13 protein-coding genes are annotated in these 17,226 nt (G+C 70.4%); 11 read left to right on the top strand and 2 right to left on the bottom strand.

All coding sequences use genetic code 11. From position 1 onward, the window contains the following. Nucleotides 1-461 precede the first annotated feature (461 nt). From EL288_RS19845 to EL288_RS19805, 9 genes are all read left to right on the top strand, one after another. Nucleotides 462-1,565: an MraY family glycosyltransferase gene (locus tag EL288_RS19845; RefSeq protein ID WP_003808448.1), complete on the top strand. Its 1,104-nt coding sequence runs from the start codon at nt 462-464 to the stop codon at nt 1,563-1,565. Between the two features lie 105 nt (nt 1,566-1,670). Continuing rightward, nucleotides 1,671-2,945, top strand: a complete 1,275-nt coding sequence (tviB, locus tag EL288_RS19840; RefSeq protein WP_033450575.1) for a Vi polysaccharide biosynthesis UDP-N-acetylglucosamine C-6 dehydrogenase TviB — start codon at nt 1,671-1,673, stop codon at nt 2,943-2,945. A gap of 11 nt (nt 2,946-2,956) precedes the next feature. Next, a complete protein-coding gene (locus EL288_RS19835; RefSeq protein ID WP_010925970.1) occupies nt 2,957-3,982 on the top strand; it encodes an SDR family oxidoreductase in 1,026 nt (341 codons plus the stop codon). Nucleotide 3,983: 1 nt separating this feature from the next. Continuing rightward, nucleotides 3,984-5,351 carry a murein biosynthesis integral membrane protein MurJ gene (gene murJ / locus EL288_RS19830; protein WP_126622019.1) on the top strand — a complete coding sequence of 456 codons (1,368 nt, stop codon included), beginning with the start codon at nt 3,984-3,986 and terminating at the stop codon, nt 5,349-5,351. Continuing rightward, nucleotides 5,352-6,488: a glycosyltransferase family 4 protein gene (locus EL288_RS19825; protein WP_010925971.1), complete on the top strand. Its 1,137-nt coding sequence runs from the start codon at nt 5,352-5,354 to the stop codon at nt 6,486-6,488. Nucleotides 6,489-6,534: 46 nt separating this feature from the next. Then, nucleotides 6,535-8,460, top strand: coding sequence for an asparagine synthase (glutamine-hydrolyzing) (gene asnB / locus EL288_RS19820; protein WP_126622018.1), 1,926 nt, complete (start codon nt 6,535-6,537; stop codon nt 8,458-8,460). Next, nucleotides 8,457-9,578: a glycosyltransferase family 4 protein gene (locus EL288_RS19815; RefSeq protein WP_003808455.1), complete on the top strand. Its 1,122-nt coding sequence runs from the start codon at nt 8,457-8,459 to the stop codon at nt 9,576-9,578. The genes asnB and EL288_RS19815 overlap by 4 nt, the downstream gene beginning before the upstream one ends. After that, nucleotides 9,575-10,729: a glycosyltransferase gene (locus EL288_RS19810; protein WP_003808458.1), complete on the top strand. Its 1,155-nt coding sequence runs from the start codon at nt 9,575-9,577 to the stop codon at nt 10,727-10,729. The genes EL288_RS19815 and EL288_RS19810 overlap by 4 nt, the downstream gene beginning before the upstream one ends. Next, entirely contained in the window at nt 10,726-11,856 is a 1,131-nt protein-coding gene (locus EL288_RS19805) for a glycosyltransferase family 4 protein (protein ID WP_003808460.1), read from the top strand. Before EL288_RS19810 ends, EL288_RS19805 begins: the two co-directional genes overlap by 4 nt. 7 nt (nt 11,857-11,863) lie before the next feature. Here EL288_RS19805 and pgi read toward each other — a convergent pair whose 3' ends face one another. Together pgi and EL288_RS19795 are read right to left on the bottom strand one after the other, a co-directional pair. After that, complete coding sequence (gene pgi, locus EL288_RS19800; protein WP_003808462.1) at nt 11,864-13,429, bottom strand: glucose-6-phosphate isomerase; 1,566 nt, start codon at nt 13,427-13,429, stop codon at nt 11,864-11,866. Nucleotides 13,430-13,435: 6 nt separating this feature from the next. Continuing rightward, the gene (locus tag EL288_RS19795) at nt 13,436-14,818 is read right to left on the bottom strand and encodes a phosphomannomutase/phosphoglucomutase (protein ID WP_003808464.1); all 1,383 of its coding nucleotides are present in this window, start codon (nt 14,816-14,818) and stop codon (nt 13,436-13,438) included. Nucleotides 14,819-15,096: 278 nt separating this feature from the next. Between EL288_RS19795 and EL288_RS19790 the strand changes: the two genes are divergently transcribed. Both EL288_RS19790 and EL288_RS19785 read left to right on the top strand, forming a co-directional pair. After that, on the top strand, nt 15,097-15,708 hold the full coding sequence (locus EL288_RS19790) for a BPTD_3102 family carboxylase-like protein (protein WP_003808465.1): 612 nt from the start codon (nt 15,097-15,099) through the stop codon (nt 15,706-15,708). Between the two features lie 91 nt (nt 15,709-15,799). Further along, on the top strand, nt 15,800-17,215 hold the full coding sequence (locus EL288_RS19785; RefSeq protein ID WP_003808467.1) for an FAD-binding oxidoreductase: 1,416 nt from the start codon (nt 15,800-15,802) through the stop codon (nt 17,213-17,215). Nucleotides 17,216-17,226 lie beyond the last annotated feature (11 nt).

Genomic DNA, 17,226 nt, shown 5'->3' with positions numbered 1-17,226 from the left:
CCTCTACTATTTGCACATCGGATGTTGAAACGCAGACGGTGCGGTGCCAGAACCGCCGGCCCAAGGCCAGCAAACATGGATACCCCGACTGCCGCGATTTCCGGGTCGCAAGGCCTGACGCAATCCCGACATGCCACGGTTGTCTCCTCCACCCTCCTCCTTTGGTGGATTTAGCCCGAGATCGCAAGATCTCGGGCTTTTTTTTCGCCGCGACGCGCGGCGCGCAGGGGGCAGGCCGGGCGCTCATCCGGCTTATTGGTGTTTTCCCTGAACTTTCCCCGCTGCACGAGGGCGGAAAGCTCTACAATCGCCTGGACGGTTCCAGACCGGCAAGCCCGGCGGGCCGAGACGTTACTTTCTGTACTGGCGACTTGCACTTCATTATTGCTGCCATATATGGGCGTTACACCTGCGGCCGATAATGGCGGACTCGTCTCCATAGACCAACCTAAGGTGACTCTGTGACCTGGCTGTACATATGCGTGGTCGCATTCATGGTGGGGGGACTCATCGTGGCGTCGGAGCGCTGGCATGGCGCGTTTACCGGCGATAGCGACCTCAACAAGCCGCAGGCTTCGCACACGCGGGCAACGCCGCGCGTGGGCGGGCTGGCGGTCCTGGCCGGCTCGCTGGCCGGCCTGCTGGTGCTCGGCCCCAGCAACATGACGCTGACCTGGCTGTGGCCGGCGCTGTTCGTGGCGGCGCTGCCCGTGTTCGTGGCCGGCCTGCTCGAAGACATTACCAAGGACATCGGCGCCAGCAAGCGCCTGCTCGCCGCGTTCGCCTCGGCGGCGATCGCCTGGTGGCTGCTGGGCGGGGTGAGCCGCGTGGGCATCGCGCCGGTCGACTGGGTGCTGTCGTTCTGGCCGGTGTCGCTGATCTTCACCATGTTCGCGGTGGGCGGGTGTACGCACGCGCTGAACATCGTCGACGGCATGAACGGGCTGGCCGGCATGATCGCCACCCTGATGGCGGTGTCGATCAGCCTGGTGGCGCTGCAGGTCGGCGACATGCCCATTTTCATGATCGCCGCGGCGCTGGCTTCGGCCACGCTGGGGTTCCTGGTCTGGAACTTCCCGTTCGGACGGGTGTTCCTGGGCGATGGCGGCGCGTACTTCCTCGGCTTCATGCTGGCGGAGCTGGCCGTGCTGCTGGTGGTGCGCAATCCGTCGGTGTCGCCGTTCTACGCGCTGGCGGTGCTGTTCTATCCGGTATTCGAAACGGGCTTTTCGATCTGGCGGCGCCGCTTCAAGCGCGGCGTGCCGGTCGACCAGCCGGATGCCCTGCACCTGCATCAGCTGGTGTTCCGCCGCCTGGTGCGCGTGACGTTCAGCCGCGGCCGCCGCCATGCGGTGCCGGCATTGTGCAATGCCCTGGCCTCGCCCTACATGTGGGTGCTGGCGCTCATCGGCCTGGTGCCCGCCACCATCTGGTGGGACAACGCCTGGTTCCTGTGCGCCAGCCTGGTCGTGTTCGCCGCGGTCTACACGTGGCTGTACATGCGGCTGGTGTCCTGGCGCCGCCCCGGCTGGCTGCTGCTGCCGTCCGTCATTCGAACGCACTGATCCATCGTGGCCCCCGTGCCCGCGCGCGGGGTGCTACAACGCTACAAACACGTTCAAACTACATACAATTCCGTAGCCGTCACACGGTTGATAGGGAGATTTATCTTGCGCATTGATGATGTGAAACTGGCCGTTGTCGGCCTCGGATACGTGGGGCTGCCGCTGGCCGTGGAGTTCGGCAAGAAGCGCCCGGTGATCGGCTTCGATATCAACGAGCGCCGCATCGCCGCGCTCAAGGCCGGCCACGATCACACCCTGGAAGTCGAGGACGACGAACTGGCCCGGGCCGCGCAGCTCAGCTACACGGCCGAGCGCGCCGACCTGGCCCAGGCCAATGTGTTCATCGTTACCGTGCCCACGCCGATCGACGAGTACAAGCAGCCCGACCTCACGCCGCTGGTCAAGGCCAGCGAGACCATCGGCGCGGTGCTCAAGCGCGGCGACATCGTGATCTACGAATCGACCGTGTACCCGGGCGCCACCGAGGAAGACTGCGTGCCGGTGCTCGAGCGCGTGTCGGGCCTGAAGTTCAACCAGGACTTCTACGCCGGCTACAGCCCCGAGCGCATCAACCCGGGCGACAAGGCGCACCGCGTCAACACCATCAAGAAGGTGACCTCGGGCTCGACGCCGGAAGTCGCCGAGCTGGTTGACCAGCTGTACAACGAGATCATCACGGCCGGCACCCACAAGGCCTCGAGCATCCGCGTGGCCGAGGCCGCCAAGGTGATCGAGAACACGCAGCGCGACGTCAACATCGCGCTGATCAACGAGCTGGCGCTGATCTTCAACAAGATGGGCATCGACACCGAGGCCGTGCTGCAGGCCGCCGGCACCAAGTGGAACTTCCTGCCGTTCCGTCCGGGCCTGGTGGGCGGGCACTGCATCGGCGTGGATCCGTACTACCTGACGCACAAGGCGCAGTCGATCGGCTACCACCCCGAGATCATCCTGGCGGGCCGCCGCCTGAACGACTCGATGGGCGGCTACGTGGTCTCGCAGCTGGTCAAGGCCATGGCCAAGCGCCGCATCCACGTCGAGGGCGCGCGCGTGCTGCTGATGGGCCTGACGTTCAAGGAAAACTGCCCCGACCTGCGCAACACGCGCGTGGTGGACATCGTGCGCGAGCTGGGCGAGTACCACGTCGACGTGGACGTGTACGACCCGTGGGTGGACCCGGCCGAGGCCGAGCACGAGTACGGCATCACGCCGGTGGCCAAGCCGGCCGCCGGGGCGTACGACGCGGTCATCCTGGCGGTGTCGCACCACCAGTTCGTCGAGATGGGCGCCGAGGCGATCCGCAAGTTCGGCAAGGCCGAGCACATCCTGTACGACCTGAAGTATGTGCTGGCCCCCGACCAGGCCGACCTGAGGCTGTAAGAAGGAACTCCATGACGAATCGCTTTGAGACCACGTGCGCGCAGTTGCGGGCCCAACCCCAGAAATGGCTGGTGACCGGCTGCGCCGGCTTCATCGGCTCGAACCTGCTCGAGACGCTGCTCGGGCTGGACCAGGCGGTGGTGGGGCTGGACAACTTCGCCACGGGGCACCAGCACAACCTGGACGAGGTGCGCGCGGCGGTGACGCCCGAGCAATGGGCGCGCTTCACCTTCATCGAAGGCGACATCCGCGACCTGGCGGCCTGCCAGCGCGCCGTGCAGGGCGTGGACCGGGTGCTGCACCAGGCCGCGCTGGGTTCGGTGCCGCGTTCGCTGAAAGACCCGATCACGACCAACGAGGTCAACATCGGCGGTTTCCTGAACATGCTGGTGGCCGCGCGCGACGCGCAGGTCCAGGCGTTCGTCTATGCGGCCTCGAGCTCGACCTACGGCGACCATCCCGACCTGCCCAAGGTCGAGGAGCGCATCGGCAATCCGCTCTCGCCGTACGCGGTGACCAAGTACGTCAACGAGCTGTACGCCGACGTGTTCGCGCGCTCGTACGGGTTTTCCAGCGTGGGGCTGCGCTACTTCAACGTGTTCGGCAAGCGCCAGGACCCGGACGGCGCGTACGCGGCGGTGATTCCGAAGTGGACGGCGGCGATGATCAAGGGCGAGGACGTCGTGATCAACGGCGACGGCCAGACCAGCCGCGACTTCTGCTTCGTGGAGAACGCGGTGCAGGCCAACCTGCTGGCGGCGATGGCCGCACCGGAAGGCGCGAACCAGGTCTACAACGTGGCGTACAACGCGCGCACGACGCTGACCGAGCTGTTCGAGCACCTGCGGCGCGCGCTGGCCGGGCAGGGCGTGTCGTACGAGAAGGCGCCGGTGTACGCGGAATTCCGCGCCGGCGACGTGCGCCACTCGCAGGCCGACATCGGCAAGGCCGGCAAGCTGCTGGGCTACGAGCCGGCCTACGACATCCTGCGCGGGCTGGAAGCCGCCATGCCCTGGTACACGCAATTCCTGCGTTGATTTGAAAGCCATCCGCCGCAAACTCGACGCGATCCATCCGGACCACCAACGCATTTTCAAGGGTGCGTTCCGGGTGGCCGTCTTCCTGATACTGGGCAAGGCCGCCGGCGCCATCAAGGAGATGGCGGTGGCGTACCGCTATGGCGTCAGCGACGCCGTCGACGCCTACCAGTTCACCATGACCATGGCCACCTGGCTGCCGGTCACCATCGTGGGCGCGCTGTCTGTCGTGCTGATCCCCGTGCTGGTGCGGCTGCGCCGCGCGGGCGGACACGAGCGCGACCGGTTCGTGCGCGAACTGCAGGGCTGGTCGCTGGCCGCGGGCCTGGCCCTGGCGCTGCTGACCTGGATGGCCTGGCCCCATGTGCTCGACTGGCTGGGCGGCGGGCTGTCGGGCGCCGTCGACGGCATGACGCACGAGCTGCTGCTGGCCTTCGCGCCGGTGGCCGCCTTGCTGCTGATGGCCGGCATCAGCGCGGCGCGCCTGCGCTCGCACGAGCGCCATGTCAATACCCTGCTCGACAGCGTGCCGGCCGTGACGACGCTGGCCTGGGTCATGCTGGCGGCCTCGGCCGACAGCGTGGGCCCGCTGCTGTGGGGCACCCTGGTGGGCTACGCGATCCAGGCCGCCTGGCTGGCCTGGCTGGCCGCGCGCGCCGACGGCGGATTCTGGGGCTGGCCGGCGTTCACGCTGCGTTCGCCGCACTGGCCGGAGCTGGCCGCCGCCGCCGGCGTCATGCTGGTCGGGCAGGTGGCCATGAGTTTCGTCGGCCCGCTCGACCAATACGCGGCGGCCAATCTGGGCTCCAACGCCAACGCCACGCTGGGCTACGCCAGCCGCCTGCTGTCGCTGGTGCTGGGCATCGGCGCGGTGTCGGTGGGGCGCGCCGCGCTGCCCGTGCTGGCCGATGTGCAAAGCCGCGGCGATGGCGCGCGCGCGCGCGCCATGGCGCTCAAGTGGTCGGCGCTGATGGTCGGCGCCGGCGCGGCCGCCGTGGTGGTGGGCTGGCTGCTGGCGCCCTGGGGCGTGGCGCTGCTGTTCGAGCGCGGCGCCTTCACCGCCGAAAATACCCAGGCCGTGGCGCAGGTGCTGCGCTGGGGCCTGCTGCAGCTGCCGTTCTATTTCGGCGTGCTGATCCTGGTGCAGCTGCTGGCCAGCCAGAACCGCTACCGCATCATGGCGCTCATCGCCGTGGCGAACTTCCTGCTCAAGGCGGTGCTCAATACGGTGCTGGCGCCGCGCATGGGCACCGCGGGGATCATGCTCGCCACCAGCCTGATGTATCTGCTGTCGTTCGCCTGCTATACGGTCGTGGCCCTGCGGCCGGCGCCAGGCGCGGACGGCGGCGACGACAGGGAGAAACGCTGAATGCCCGGGCCCGCCGAACGTCCCTTGCGCGTACTGATCTTCATCCATTCTCTGCACGGCGGCGGCGCCGAGCGCGTGGCCGCCGATCTCAGCGCCCACTGGGCGCGCGATGGCCGCGCGGTCATGCTGGTGACGCAGGCCGATGCGTCGGGCGACGTCTACCCGCTGCATCCGCAGGTCCTGCGGCGTACGCTCGATACGGCGGGCGAGGGCGGCGGCTGGCGCGGGGTGCTGGCCAACCTGCGGCGGATCCGCGCCTTGCGCGCGCTGATCAAGGATTTCCAGCCCGATATCGTGCTGGGCATGATGACGACGGCCTCGGTGCTGGCGGTGCTGGCCGCGCGCGGCCTGGGTTGCCGCGTCGTGGCCACCGAACATACCCATCCGCCGTCGCAGGCGCTCTCGGGCATGTGGCTGCGCCTGAGGCGCTGGACCTATCCGCGCGCCGCGCGCGTGGTGGCGCTGACGCGCGGCACCGCCGACTGGCTGCGCACGCATGTGCCGGGTTCGCGGCTGGCGGTGATCCCCAATCCGGTGCACTGGCCCTTGCCGCGCACCGAACCCGTGCTCGTGCCGCCCGCCGACGGCCGGCCGCGCCTGCTGGCGGTCGGCCGCCTGCATCCGGACAAGGGCTTCGACGTGCTCATCGACGCCTATGCGCGCATCGCGCCGCGATACCCCGATTGGGACCTGGTGATCCTGGGCGAGGGCGACGAGCGCGCCGCGCTGCAGCGCCGGGTCGACGAGGCCGGCCTGGCGCAGCGGGTGGCGCTGCCCGGGCGGGCCGGCAACGTGGGCGACTGGTACGCCTGCGCCGCCCTGTACGTGCTGACCTCGCGTTTCGAGGGATTGTCCAATACATTGCTGGAATCGATGGCCAGCGGCCTGATGCCGGTCAGCTTCGACTGCGACACCGGGCCGCGCGAGATCGTGCGCCCCGGCGTGGACGGCGTGCTGGTGCGGCCGGCGGGCGACGCCGGGGCCATGGCCCAGGCGCTGGCCGCCGCCATCGACGACGAGCCGGGCCGGCGCGCCATGGCCGCCCGCGCCATCGACGTGCGCGAACGCTTCTCGGCGCGCCATGTGCTGGACCTGTGGCAACAACTATTCGATGATGCGCTGAGCCAGGCGAAGTAGCCGCCGCTCCCGTCGTCGTCACGATCATCGTGGGAAACTGAACATCATGTGCGGAATTGTCGGAATCTGGGGTCCCTTGCGGGACAAGGCCAATGTGCTGGCCGAAAGCTGCCGGCGCATCCGCCACCGCGGCCCCGACAGCAATGGCTATTGGGAAGACGCCGAGGCCGACCTGGCGCTGGCGCATGTGCGCCTGGCCATCCTGGACCTGACCGAGGCCGGCCACCAGCCCATGGTGTCGGCCTGCGGCCGCTACGTCATCGTTCTCAATGGCGAGATCTACAACCACATGGAGTTGCGCGAGCGCCTGCAGCAGGACGGGCTGGCGCCGGCCTGGCGCGGCCACTCCGATACCGAGACGGTGCTGGCCTGCTTCGCCGGCTGGGGCCTCGAGCAGACCCTGCAGGCCGCGGTGGGCATGTTCGCCATCGCGCTCTGGGACCGCGCCGAGCGCAAGCTGGCGTTGATGCGCGACCGCATGGGCGAGAAACCGCTTTACTACGGCTATTCGCAGGCCAACCTGCTGTTCGGCTCGGAACTCAAGGCGTTCATGCCGGTGCCCGGCTTCGGCCGCGAGCTCGATCGCAATGCCCTGGCCTCGTTCATGCGCCACAACTACATTCCCGCGCCGCAGTCGATCTACGCCGGCATCCGCAAGCTGCCGCCGGGCGCCTGGGTCGAGATCGACGCGGCGCAGATGCGCCGTGGCGAGTTGCCCGAACCCCAGATGTACTGGTCGGCGCGCCGCGCGGCCGACCAGGGCCTGGGCGACCGGCGCCGCTTCGAGTCCGACGCGCAGGCGATCGACGCGCTGGAGCAGGTGGTGTCGCAGGCGGTGCGTGGCCAGATGCTGTCGGATGTCAGCCTGGGCGCGTTTCTTTCCGGCGGCATCGACTCCTCCACCGTCGTGGCCCTGATGCAGGCGCAAAGCGCGCAGCCGGTGCGCACCTTCGCCATCGGCTTTCACGAAAAGGGCTATAACGAGGCCGAGCACGCCAAGGCCGTGGCGGCGCACCTGGGCACCGAGCATACCGAGCTCTACGTCACCGCCGAGGATGGCCTGGCCGTGGTGCCGTCCCTGGCAGACATGTACGACGAGCCCTTCGCCGACTCGTCGCAGATCCCGACCTCGCTGGTCACGCGCATGGCGCGCCAGCACGTGACGGTGGCCTTGTCGGGCGATGGCGGCGACGAGCTGTTCGGCGGGTATTCGCGCTATTTCCGCGTCGACAACTGGTGGCGCAAATGCGCCGCCATGCCCGGGCCGCTGCGCCATCTGGCGGGCGCGGCGCTGCGCGGCTCGGCCGCGCTGCCGGGGGCCGGCGCCTGGCGCGGCAAGGTCGGCAAGCTGGGCGAGCTGCTCGGCGCCGACACGCGCGGCGAGTTCTATCGCCTGTTCGTCTCCTACTGGGCCGATCCGGGCCGCGTGGTGATCGGCGGCACGGAGCCGCTGTCGCCGTTCGAGCAACCGATGGAGGGCTCCACCTTCGACGCCATGATGAAGCTGGACACGGTCACCTACCTGCCCGACGACATCCTGGTCAAGGTCGACCGCGCGGCGATGGCCGTCAGCCTGGAGACGCGCGTGCCGCTGATCGACCATCGCGTCTACGAATTCGCCTGGCAGCTGCCGTTCGAATACAAGGTGCGCGGCGGCACCGGCAAGTGGCTGCTGCGCCAGTTGCTGTACCGCCACGTGCCGCAGGCCATGGTGGATCGGCCCAAGCGCGGCTTCGCCGTGCCGCTGGCCGCCTGGCTGCGCGGGCCGCTGCGCGACTGGGCCGAGGCCTTGCTGGACCCGGCGCGCCTGCGCCAGGAAGGCTGGTTCGAGCCCGAGCCCATCCTGCGCAAATGGCGCGAACACCTGTCGGGGCACCGCAACTGGGACAGCCATCTGTGGGGCGTGCTGATGATGCAGGCCTGGCTGGACCGCTATCGCGCCGGGGCCGGCGATGAGGCCGGCCGCCGATGAAGATATTGTTGCTGGTCAGTTCCATGCACGCCGGCGGCGCCGAACGGGTCGCCGCCACGCTTGCCAATGGCTGGGCCGCGCGTGGCGACCAGATCACGCTGATGCCCACCTACTCGTCCAAGGGCACTTGTTTTTATCCGCTGTCCGACGATGTCGAACTGCTGTGGCTGGCCGATCGGGCCGGCACCCGCTCGGGCGGCGCCGTGGCGGCATGGCAGCGCCTGCGGGCGCTGCGCGCCGTGGTGCGAGAGCGCGCGCCCGACGTGGTGGTGTCCTTCCTGACCAACGTCAACGTGGCGGCCATCCTGGCCACCCGGGGCCTGAAGACGCCGCTGATCGTGTGCGAGCGCACCAACCCTGTCGTCGATACCAGCATCGGCCGCGTATGGCGCGTGCTGCGCCGCGTCCTGTACCCCCTGGCCGACATGGTCACGGTGCAGGCCGACGCGACGGTCGAGCCGTTCGCGCGCCAGGTGCCCGGCCTCAAGCAGTTGTGCGTGATTCCCAATCCGCTGCCGCCCGAGCTGTTCGACGCCACGCCGGCCGCCGGCAGCGGCGCCGCGCCGGCCGCGCGCAAGCGGCTCATGGCGATGGGGCGCATGGTGCCGGACAAGCGGTTCGATCTGTTGATCGACGCCTACGCCGGCCTGGCCGACGAATTCCCCGACTGGGACTTGTGGATCTGGGGCGAGGGCCCGCGCCGCGACGACCTGCAGGCGCAGGTCGCGGCGCGCGGGCTGGTCACCCGCATCCATATGCCCGGCCGCACCGCCGCGCCCTGGGACGAGCTGGCCAAGGCCGATGCATTCGTGCTCAGCTCGGCGGTGGAGGGGTTTCCCAACGTGCTGCTGGAAGCCATGTCGCTGGGCTTGCCCTGCGCCGCCTTCGACTGCCCCAGCGGCCCGGCCGAAATGACGCGCGGCGGACGCGACGCCCTGCTGGTGCCGGCAGGCCAGCGCGACGCGCTGCGCGATGCGCTGGGCCGCCTCATGCGCGACCCGGAGCTGCGCCGCGACCTGGGCCGGCGGGCGGCGCAGTCGGTGCGCCAGCGCTATGCGCTGCCGGCGGTGCTGGCGCAATGGGATGCGCTGTTCGAGCGCGTGCGGGGCGGCGCATGACGCGGATCCTGCGCGTCATGCACGTGATCACCGGCCTGGGCCAGGGAGGCGCCGAATCCGTCCTGTTCCGGCTCGCCACCTGGCCTGACCAGCGGGTGCGCCATAGCGTGATCTCGCTGACTGACGAAGGCGTCTATGGCACGCGCCTGCGCGCCGCCGGGGTGCCGGTGCATGCACTGGGCATGCCGCGCGGCCGCGTCACGCTGGGCGGCCTGCTGGCCCTGCGCGCGCTGCTGCGGCGCGAACGTCCCGACGCCGTGCAGACCTGGATGTACCACGCCGACCTGATCGGCGGCGTGGCCGCGCGGCTGGCCGGGATCCGCGCGGTCGCATGGGGTATCCGCAATTCCGGCGAACATCTCGATCGCAGCAGCCGTTCCGCGCGGCTGGTGCTCAAGCTGTGCGCGCGGCTGTCGGCGCGCCTGCCGGCGGCCATCGTGTGCGCGGCGCAGGATGCGGCCACGCGCCACCGGCGGCATGGCTACGACGGCGCGCGCATGGTGGTGATCCCCAATGGCTATGACCTGTCGCGCTACGCGCCCGATGCGCAGGCGCGCGAGCGCATGCGATCGCTGTGGGGCGTGGCCCCCGAGACGCCGCTGGTCGGCTGCGTGGCCCGCTGGGATCCGCTCAAGGACCACGCCAACCTGCTGGCCGCGTTGGGGGGGCTGGTGCGCGAGGGGCGCGACCGCGGGCTGCAGTGCGCCCTGGTCGGCCGCGGCATGTCGCCGGGCAACGCAGGCCTGGCCGCGCTGATCGATGCCGAAGGCCTGCGCGGCCGCGTGCTGCTGGCCGGCCCCAGCGACGACGTGCCGGCGGTCATGAACGCGCTCGACCTGCATGTGCTGTCGAGTTGCGCCGAAGGCTTTCCCAATGTCGTGGCCGAGGCGATGGCCTGCGGCACGCCCTGCGTGGCCACCGATGTCGGTGACGCCGCCTACATCGTCGGCGACACCGGCGGCGTGGCGCCGGCCCAGCAGCCGGCCGCGCTGGCGGCGGCGATCGAGGCCGCGCTGGCCGGGATCGCCGCGCGTGGGCGCGACGCGGCCGGCGCCGCCGGCCGCCAGCGCGTGCTGGCCGAGTTCGACCTGCGCCGCATGGTCGAGTCCTACGAGGCCGTGTGGCGCCGCATTTCCGGAGAACGCGCATGACATCGCCGCGCCGCCTGCTGTTCGTCGTCAACAACCCGGCCTTCTTCCTGTCGCACCGGCTGCCGCTGGCCGAGGCCGCGCGCGCCGACGGCTACGAGGTGCACGTGGCGACCATGGACGGCCCCAGCGTGCCGGATATCGTGGCGCGCGGCTTTGCCCATCATGCCATTCCGATGACGCGCAGCGGCAAGCAGCCGCTGCAGGAGCTGCGCAGCGTGTGGGCGCTGGTGCGCCTGTTCCGGCGCCTGCGGCCCGGCCTGGTGCATCTGGTGACCATCAAGCCGGTGCTCTACGGCGGCATCGCCGCCCGGCTGGCGGGCGTGCCCGCCATGGTGGCGGCCATCTCCGGGCTGGGTTTCGTGTTCGTGGCAGGCGGCCTGAAGGCGCGCCTGCTGCGGGCCGCGGTCGGCCGTCTCTACCGGTTGGCGCTGGGCCATCGCAACAGCCGCATCGTGTTCCAGAACACCGCCGATCGCGATGTGCTGGCGCGCCTGGGCGCCGTGCGCGCGGAGCAGGTGGTCATGATCCGCGGTTCGGGCGTCGACCTGGGCCAATACCGCGTCGTGCCGGAGCCCGCGGCGCCGGTGACGGCGCTGATGGCCGCGCGCCTGCTGCGCGACAAGGGCGTGCGGGAATTCGTCGAGGCCGCGCGCCTGCTGCGCGGGCGCGGGCTGTCCGTGCGCATGCAGCTGGCCGGCGGCGTGGATCCCGGCAACCCGGCGTCCATCACGCCGGAGCAGGCCGCGCAATGGCAGGACGAAGGCTGCGTCGAGGTGCTGGGCGAGCGCAAGGATATCGCGGCCCTGTACGGCGCGGCGCACATGGCGGTGCTGCCGTCCTACCGCGAAGGCCTGCCCAAGTCCCTGCTGGAGGCCGCCGCCTGCGGGCGCGCCGTGGTCACCACCGACGTGCCGGGCTGCCGCGACGCGATCGACCCCGATGTCACCGGCCTGCTGGTGCCGCCGCGCGACGCGCCGGCCTTGGCCGACGCGATCGCCCGGCTGGCCGAGGACGCGTCCTTGCGCCAGCGCATGGGCGCGGCCGGCCGCGCGCTGGCCGAGCGCGAGTTCGGCATCGAGGATGTATGCCGCCGCCACCTGGCCATTTATCGCGCGCTGGCGCGCTGAACCGTTCCTAGGGCTGCTTGCGCAGCGCGTCGATCCAGTAGCGGGTCGAGGGGTCCTGCTGGTTCACCTCGCTCGACGGGTTCTCCAGCTCGCGGATGATATTGCGCGCCAGCGCCTTGCCGTATTCCACGCCCCACTGGTCGAACGGGTTGATCCCCCACAGCACGCCCTGCGCGAACACCTTGTGTTCGTACATGGCCAGCAGCGCGCCCAGCGCGTGGGCCGACAGGCGCGGCAGCATGATCAGCGTGGACGGGCGTCCGCCCGGATGCACGCGGTGGTGCGCCAGGATCTCGGCCTGCTGCGGATCGGACTCGACCAGCCGCGCTTCCTTGAGCGCTTCGTCGAACGGCTTGCCGCGCAGCAGCGCCGCGCGTTGCGCCAGGCAGTTGGCGATCAGCAGCTTGTGGAAGTGGTCGTAGGGATGGTCGGCCTGCTCGCAGACGATGAAATCCACCGGCGCGCCGGCCGTGTCCTGGTGCAGCCACTGGAAGAAGGTGTGCTGGCAGTCGGTGCCCGTCATGCCCCAGACCACGGGGCCGGTGGGAACGCCGGCCGGCGAGCCGTCATGGCCGGCGACCTTGCCCAGCGACTCCATCTCCAGCTGTTGCGCCCACGGCACCAGGTGCGTCAGGCGCGAATCGTAGGGCGTGATCGCCAGCGAGCCGTAGCCCAGCACGCTGCGGTTGGCCACGCCCGCCAGCGCCATCTGCAGCGGCGCGTTGCGGCGCATCGGCGTATGCAGGAAATGCTGGTCCATGGCGGCCGCGCCGGCCAGCAGTTCGTCCAGCGCGTCGCAGCCCAGCGCCAGCGCCACCGGCAACCCGATGGCGGACCACAGCGAATAGCGGCCGCCCACCCAGTCCCAGAAACGGAAGATGTGCTGCGGCGAAATGCCGAAATCCAGCGCCGCGTCGACGTTGGCGGTGATCGCCACGACCTGCCGCACCGGGTCGGCCACGCCGGCGTTGCGCAACCAGTTCATGGCGACTTCGGCGTTGGCGAGCGGCTCGGTCGTGGTGAACGACTTGGACGCCACGATGATCAGCGTATCGTGCGGGTCGAGATGATGCAGCGCGTCGGCGACCGCATGCGAATCGACGTTGGAGGCGAAGCGCACTTCGCGCTTGAGGCCGTTGTGGCGCAGCGCGCGCGTGACCATGCGCGGGCCCCAGTCGCTGCCGCCTATGCCCAGGTGCAGGACATGGCGGTAGGCGCCGCGCATGTCGGCGTCCTGCACGAAGCGGCGCAGCCTGTCGCGCTCGCCCAGGATGGCGCCGGCCACCGGCGTGGGCGGCCGGGCGGCGCGCAGCGCCGTGTGCCAGGCCGGGCGGTGTTCGGTCCAGTTGGCCGGGCCGCCGTCGAACAGCTGGGCGCGGGCGTTGTCGAAATCCTGCTGCGCCAGCAGGTCCTCGGCGGCGCTGTCGAGGTCGTCGGAGTGCGCCTGGGCGGTCAGGTCCACCCGCAGCCCCGCCGCTTCGATGACGCGCAACCGGGCGCCGCGGCGCGACGAGTGGCGCGCCGCGTCGGCGAACGCGAGCCAGGCGGAACTGGAGGGCAGCGGTGTAGGCATGGGTGGTCAGAAGGGCAGTTTGGCTTGCGGAGCCAGCCGCAGCAGCTGCTGGCGGAATTCCTGCTGGATGCGGGCCAGGCCCGGCTCGGTCTCCGCCTCGAAGCGCAGCACGACGACGGGGGTGGTATTGGAGGCGCGCGCCAGCCCGAAGCCGTCCGGGTATTCCGCGCGCACGCCGTCTATCGTAACCAGCCGGCTGGCGCTGGCGAACTCGCCCTGCTGCTGCAGGGCGGCGATCAGCGCATGCGGCTCGCCCTCGGCCATTTCCAGCTTGAGCTCGGGGGTCGACAGCGCCTGCGGCAGGGCCTCCAGCGGGCGCGACGCATCGGTTTCGCGGGAGACGATTTCCAGCAGGCGGGCGCCGGTGTACAGGCCGTCGTCGAAGCCGTACCAGCGCTCCTTGAAGAAGATATGGCCGCTCATCTCGCCGGCCAGCGGCGCGCCGGTCTCGGCCAGCTTGGCCTTCACCAGCGAATGGCCGGTCTGCCACATCAGCGGCACGCCGCCGCTTTGCTCGATGGCCACGCCCACGTGCCGGCTGCACTTGACGTCATAGATGATGGTCGCGCCGGGGCAGCGGGCCAGCACGTCGCGGGCGAACAGGATCAGCTGGCGGTCGGGCCAGATGATCTGGCCGGACTTGGTCACCACGCCCAGGCGGTCGCCGTCGCCGTCGAAGGCCAGGCCCAGCTCGCAGTCGGTGCTGGTGACATGGGCGATCAGGTCCTGCAGGTTGCGCGGTTCGGCCGGGTCGGGATGGTGGTTGGGAAACGTGCCGTCGACCTCGCAATAGAGTTCGTCCACTTCGCAGCCCAGCGCGCGGAACAATTGCGGCGCCAGGGCGCCGGCCACGCCATTGCCGCAGTCGACGGCGATCTTCATGGGGCGCGCCAGCTTCACGTCCGACACGATGCGCTCGATATAGGCGGGGACGACATCGAGCTGGCGGCGTTCGCCCCAGGTGCCCGGCGCCGCAGCCGGCGCCAGCATGGCCGGGCGCAGCGCCTGCACGGCCGGGCCGTACAGGGCCTGGCCGCCCATCATCATCTTGAAGCCGTTGTACTGCGGCGGGTTGTGGCTGCCGGTGACCGCCACGCCCGAGCCCGTGCCCTGGGTGTGCGCCGCGAAATAGACCAGCGGCGTGGGCACCTGGCCGATATCCAGGGTATCCACACCGCCTTCCATGATGCCTTCCTGCAGCGCGCCGGCCAGGTCGGGGCTGCTCAGGCGGCCGTCGCGGCCGACCACCAGGGCGCCGATGCCCTGCGCGCGGGCGCTGGCGGCCAGGGCACGGCCCAGCGCCCGGGCGAATACCGGGTCGAGCTGGTCGGGAACCGAGCCACGGATGTCGTACGCCTTGTAGACCGATGCGGGAAAGGGGTGCGCCACGGAAATCCTTGTCCAATGCTGAAGCGGCGGGCGCAAGTCCGCCGCGGGTTGTGTCCGCCGGCCGCCGGCCGGCCATGACCGGAATTATCCCCGATTTCGGCCCCGTCCCCCGCGCCGCGCCCGATTTCGGTGCGTCCGGCCTCGGCGCGGTGCCGGCCAGGCCCCCGGCGAGGGCGCGCATGGCCGGCGCGGCGTAGGAATAAGCACGGCACGAAAATTGCATAAGCCAGAAGGTGATACGCTTATCGTTATTGACGAACTTGAACGGGAGGTGGCCGATGAGCGCCGATATTTCGTTCGTCTCGACACGCCGGCGCATGGCGCCGGGCCGGGTCGACCTGACTGCCGGCGGCGAACGCCGGCTGGATATCCCCGTGCACGCGGGCATCGACGGCAGCGTCGAGGCCGGCCGTGCCTGGGAGCGCTGTGTCTGGCGCGCCGCGCGGGTGCTGATCGCCGAATGCCCGGCGCCGCGCCTGTCCGCCCGCCTGGAGGCAACCCTGCGCGGCGTGGCGGTGCGCATCGCCCGCGATCGCGGCTGGCGCGGCATCGGCACGGTCGTGTTCTCGCTGGACGTGGGCACGGGCATGTTCCGCATGATCGAGGCGCGCCTGTGCGGCCTGCAGCAAGGCGGGCCGGCGGCCGATGCCGCTTCCGGCGGCCACGCGCTCGAAGTGCGCATCAGCGCCTGCGCCGACAGCGGGCGGCGCGGCGCGCACCTGCTTACCTACGGCGCGACCCGGGGCGAGGCGTTGCGGCGCGCCTACCAGGCGCTGGCCAAGCTGCCCGGCCTGGCCCAGGCCGACCGCGCCTTCCTGATGGACCGCATCGCATCGCCCGCCTTCTGCTCGGGCCTGACCGGCTCGCAACTGGACCGCATAGCCAGCTGAGGGGCGAGCCGGCCCTGGCCGCGTGCCACTACAATAAGCCGATTCCGTATCGCGGGCCCGGCGGGGCCCGCCGCAGCGAGCGCGCCGAACCATGACCTTGCCAAGCGAATTGCGGGCCCTGCTGGGCCCGTCCCATGTGCTGACCGGCGACGACGCCGAGCCGTTCCTGCTGGACTGGCGCCGGCGCTATCGCGGCCGCGCGCTGGCCGTGGCGCGGCCGGGCAGCGCCGAGGAAGTCGCGGCGGTGGTCCGGTTGTGCCAGGCGCATGGCGCCCCGCTGGTGCCGCAGGGCGGCAACACCGGCCTGTGCGGCGGGGCCACGCCGGACGACAGCGGCAGCGCCGTGGTGCTGTCCACCACGCGGCTGAACCGCGTGCGCGCCATCGATACCGACAACGACACGATCACGGTGGAAGCAGGCTGCGTGCTGCAGGCCGTGCAGCAGGCGGCCGAGCAGGCCGGCCGGTTGTTTCCGCTCAGCCTGGCCGCCGAGGGCAGCTGCACCATCGGCGGCAACCTGGCCACCAACGCGGGCGGCACGCAGGTGCTGCGCTACGGCAATGCGCGCGAACTGACGCTGGGCCTGGAAGTGGTGACCGCCGAAGGCGAGATCTGGAACGGCCTGCGCGGCCTGCGCAAGGACAACACCGGCTACGATTTGCGCGACCTGTACGTGGGCAGCGAAGGTACGCTGGGCATCATCACCGCCGCCACGCTCAAGCTGTTTCCCTTGCCGGTGGCAACCTGCACCGCCTTGCTGGCGCTGGACAGCATCGATGCGGCGGTCGAGGTGCTGTCGCGCGCGCGCGGCGGCTTTGGCGCCTCGCTTACCGGTTTCGAACTGATGGCGGCCGATTGCCTGCAGGCCGTCACCCGGCTGTTTCCGCAACAGCGCCTGCCGTTCGACGGCGCCAGCGCGGACTCGCCCTGGTTTGCCTTGCTGGAGCTGTCCGACAGCGAAAGCGAAGCGCATGCCCGCGCGCGCTTCGAGGCGGTGGTGGGCGCGGCCATCGAGGACGGGCTGGTCGCCGACGCGGCCATCGCCGAGAACCTGGCGCAAAGCCAGGCGCTCTGGCACCTGCGCGAGAGCATTCCCTTGGCCGAGGCCGAGCTGGGCAAGTCGATCAAGCACGATGTGTCCATTCCCATCTCCGCCATCGCCGCCTTCGTGCACCAGACCAACGGCCTGCTGCAGGGGCGTTTCCCCGGGGTGCGCAATGTGATCTTCGGCCACCTGGGCGATGGCAACCTGCATTACAACGTGGCGCGCGGGCCGGGCCAGACCGAAGCCGACCTGCTGGGGCTGCAGTCGCAGGTGTACGACGCGGTGCACGGCAGCGTGCAGGCGTTCGCGGGCTCGATCAGCGCCGAGCATGGCGTGGGGCAGCTCAAGCGCGATGAATTGCCGCGCTACAAGAGCGCCGTCGAGCTGGCCCTGATGAAGAGGCTCAAGGCGGCGCTCGATCCGCGCGGCCTGCTCAATCCCGGCAAGGTCCTGCAGGCCTGACGCGCCCCGCC

This window comes from Bordetella bronchiseptica, from assembly GCF_900636925.1.
Taxonomy (GTDB): Bacteria; Pseudomonadota; Gammaproteobacteria; order Burkholderiales; family Burkholderiaceae_B; genus Bordetella; species Bordetella pertussis.
The sequence above is the reverse complement of the archived record's forward strand: the minus strand, read 5'-3'. Positions and strand labels throughout refer to the sequence as shown.

Coding starts and splice junctions, on each gene's coding strand:
- EL288_RS19810 (WP_003808458.1), top strand. CDS start 9,575: ATGACGCGGATCCTGCGCGTCATGCACGTGATCACCGGCCTGGGCCAG.
- EL288_RS19835 (WP_010925970.1), top strand. CDS start 2,957: ATGACGAATCGCTTTGAGACCACGTGCGCGCAGTTGCGGGCCCAACCC.
- EL288_RS19825 (WP_010925971.1), top strand. CDS start 5,352: ATGCCCGGGCCCGCCGAACGTCCCTTGCGCGTACTGATCTTCATCCAT.
- EL288_RS19785 (WP_003808467.1), top strand. CDS start 15,800: ATGACCTTGCCAAGCGAATTGCGGGCCCTGCTGGGCCCGTCCCATGTG.
- EL288_RS19790 (WP_003808465.1), top strand. CDS start 15,097: ATGAGCGCCGATATTTCGTTCGTCTCGACACGCCGGCGCATGGCGCCG.
- EL288_RS19805 (WP_003808460.1), top strand. CDS start 10,726: ATGACATCGCCGCGCCGCCTGCTGTTCGTCGTCAACAACCCGGCCTTC.
- EL288_RS19815 (WP_003808455.1), top strand. CDS start 8,457: ATGAAGATATTGTTGCTGGTCAGTTCCATGCACGCCGGCGGCGCCGAA.
- pgi (WP_003808462.1), bottom strand. CDS start 13,429: ATGCCTACACCGCTGCCCTCCAGTTCCGCCTGGCTCGCGTTCGCCGAC.
- asnB (WP_126622018.1), top strand. CDS start 6,535: ATGTGCGGAATTGTCGGAATCTGGGGTCCCTTGCGGGACAAGGCCAAT.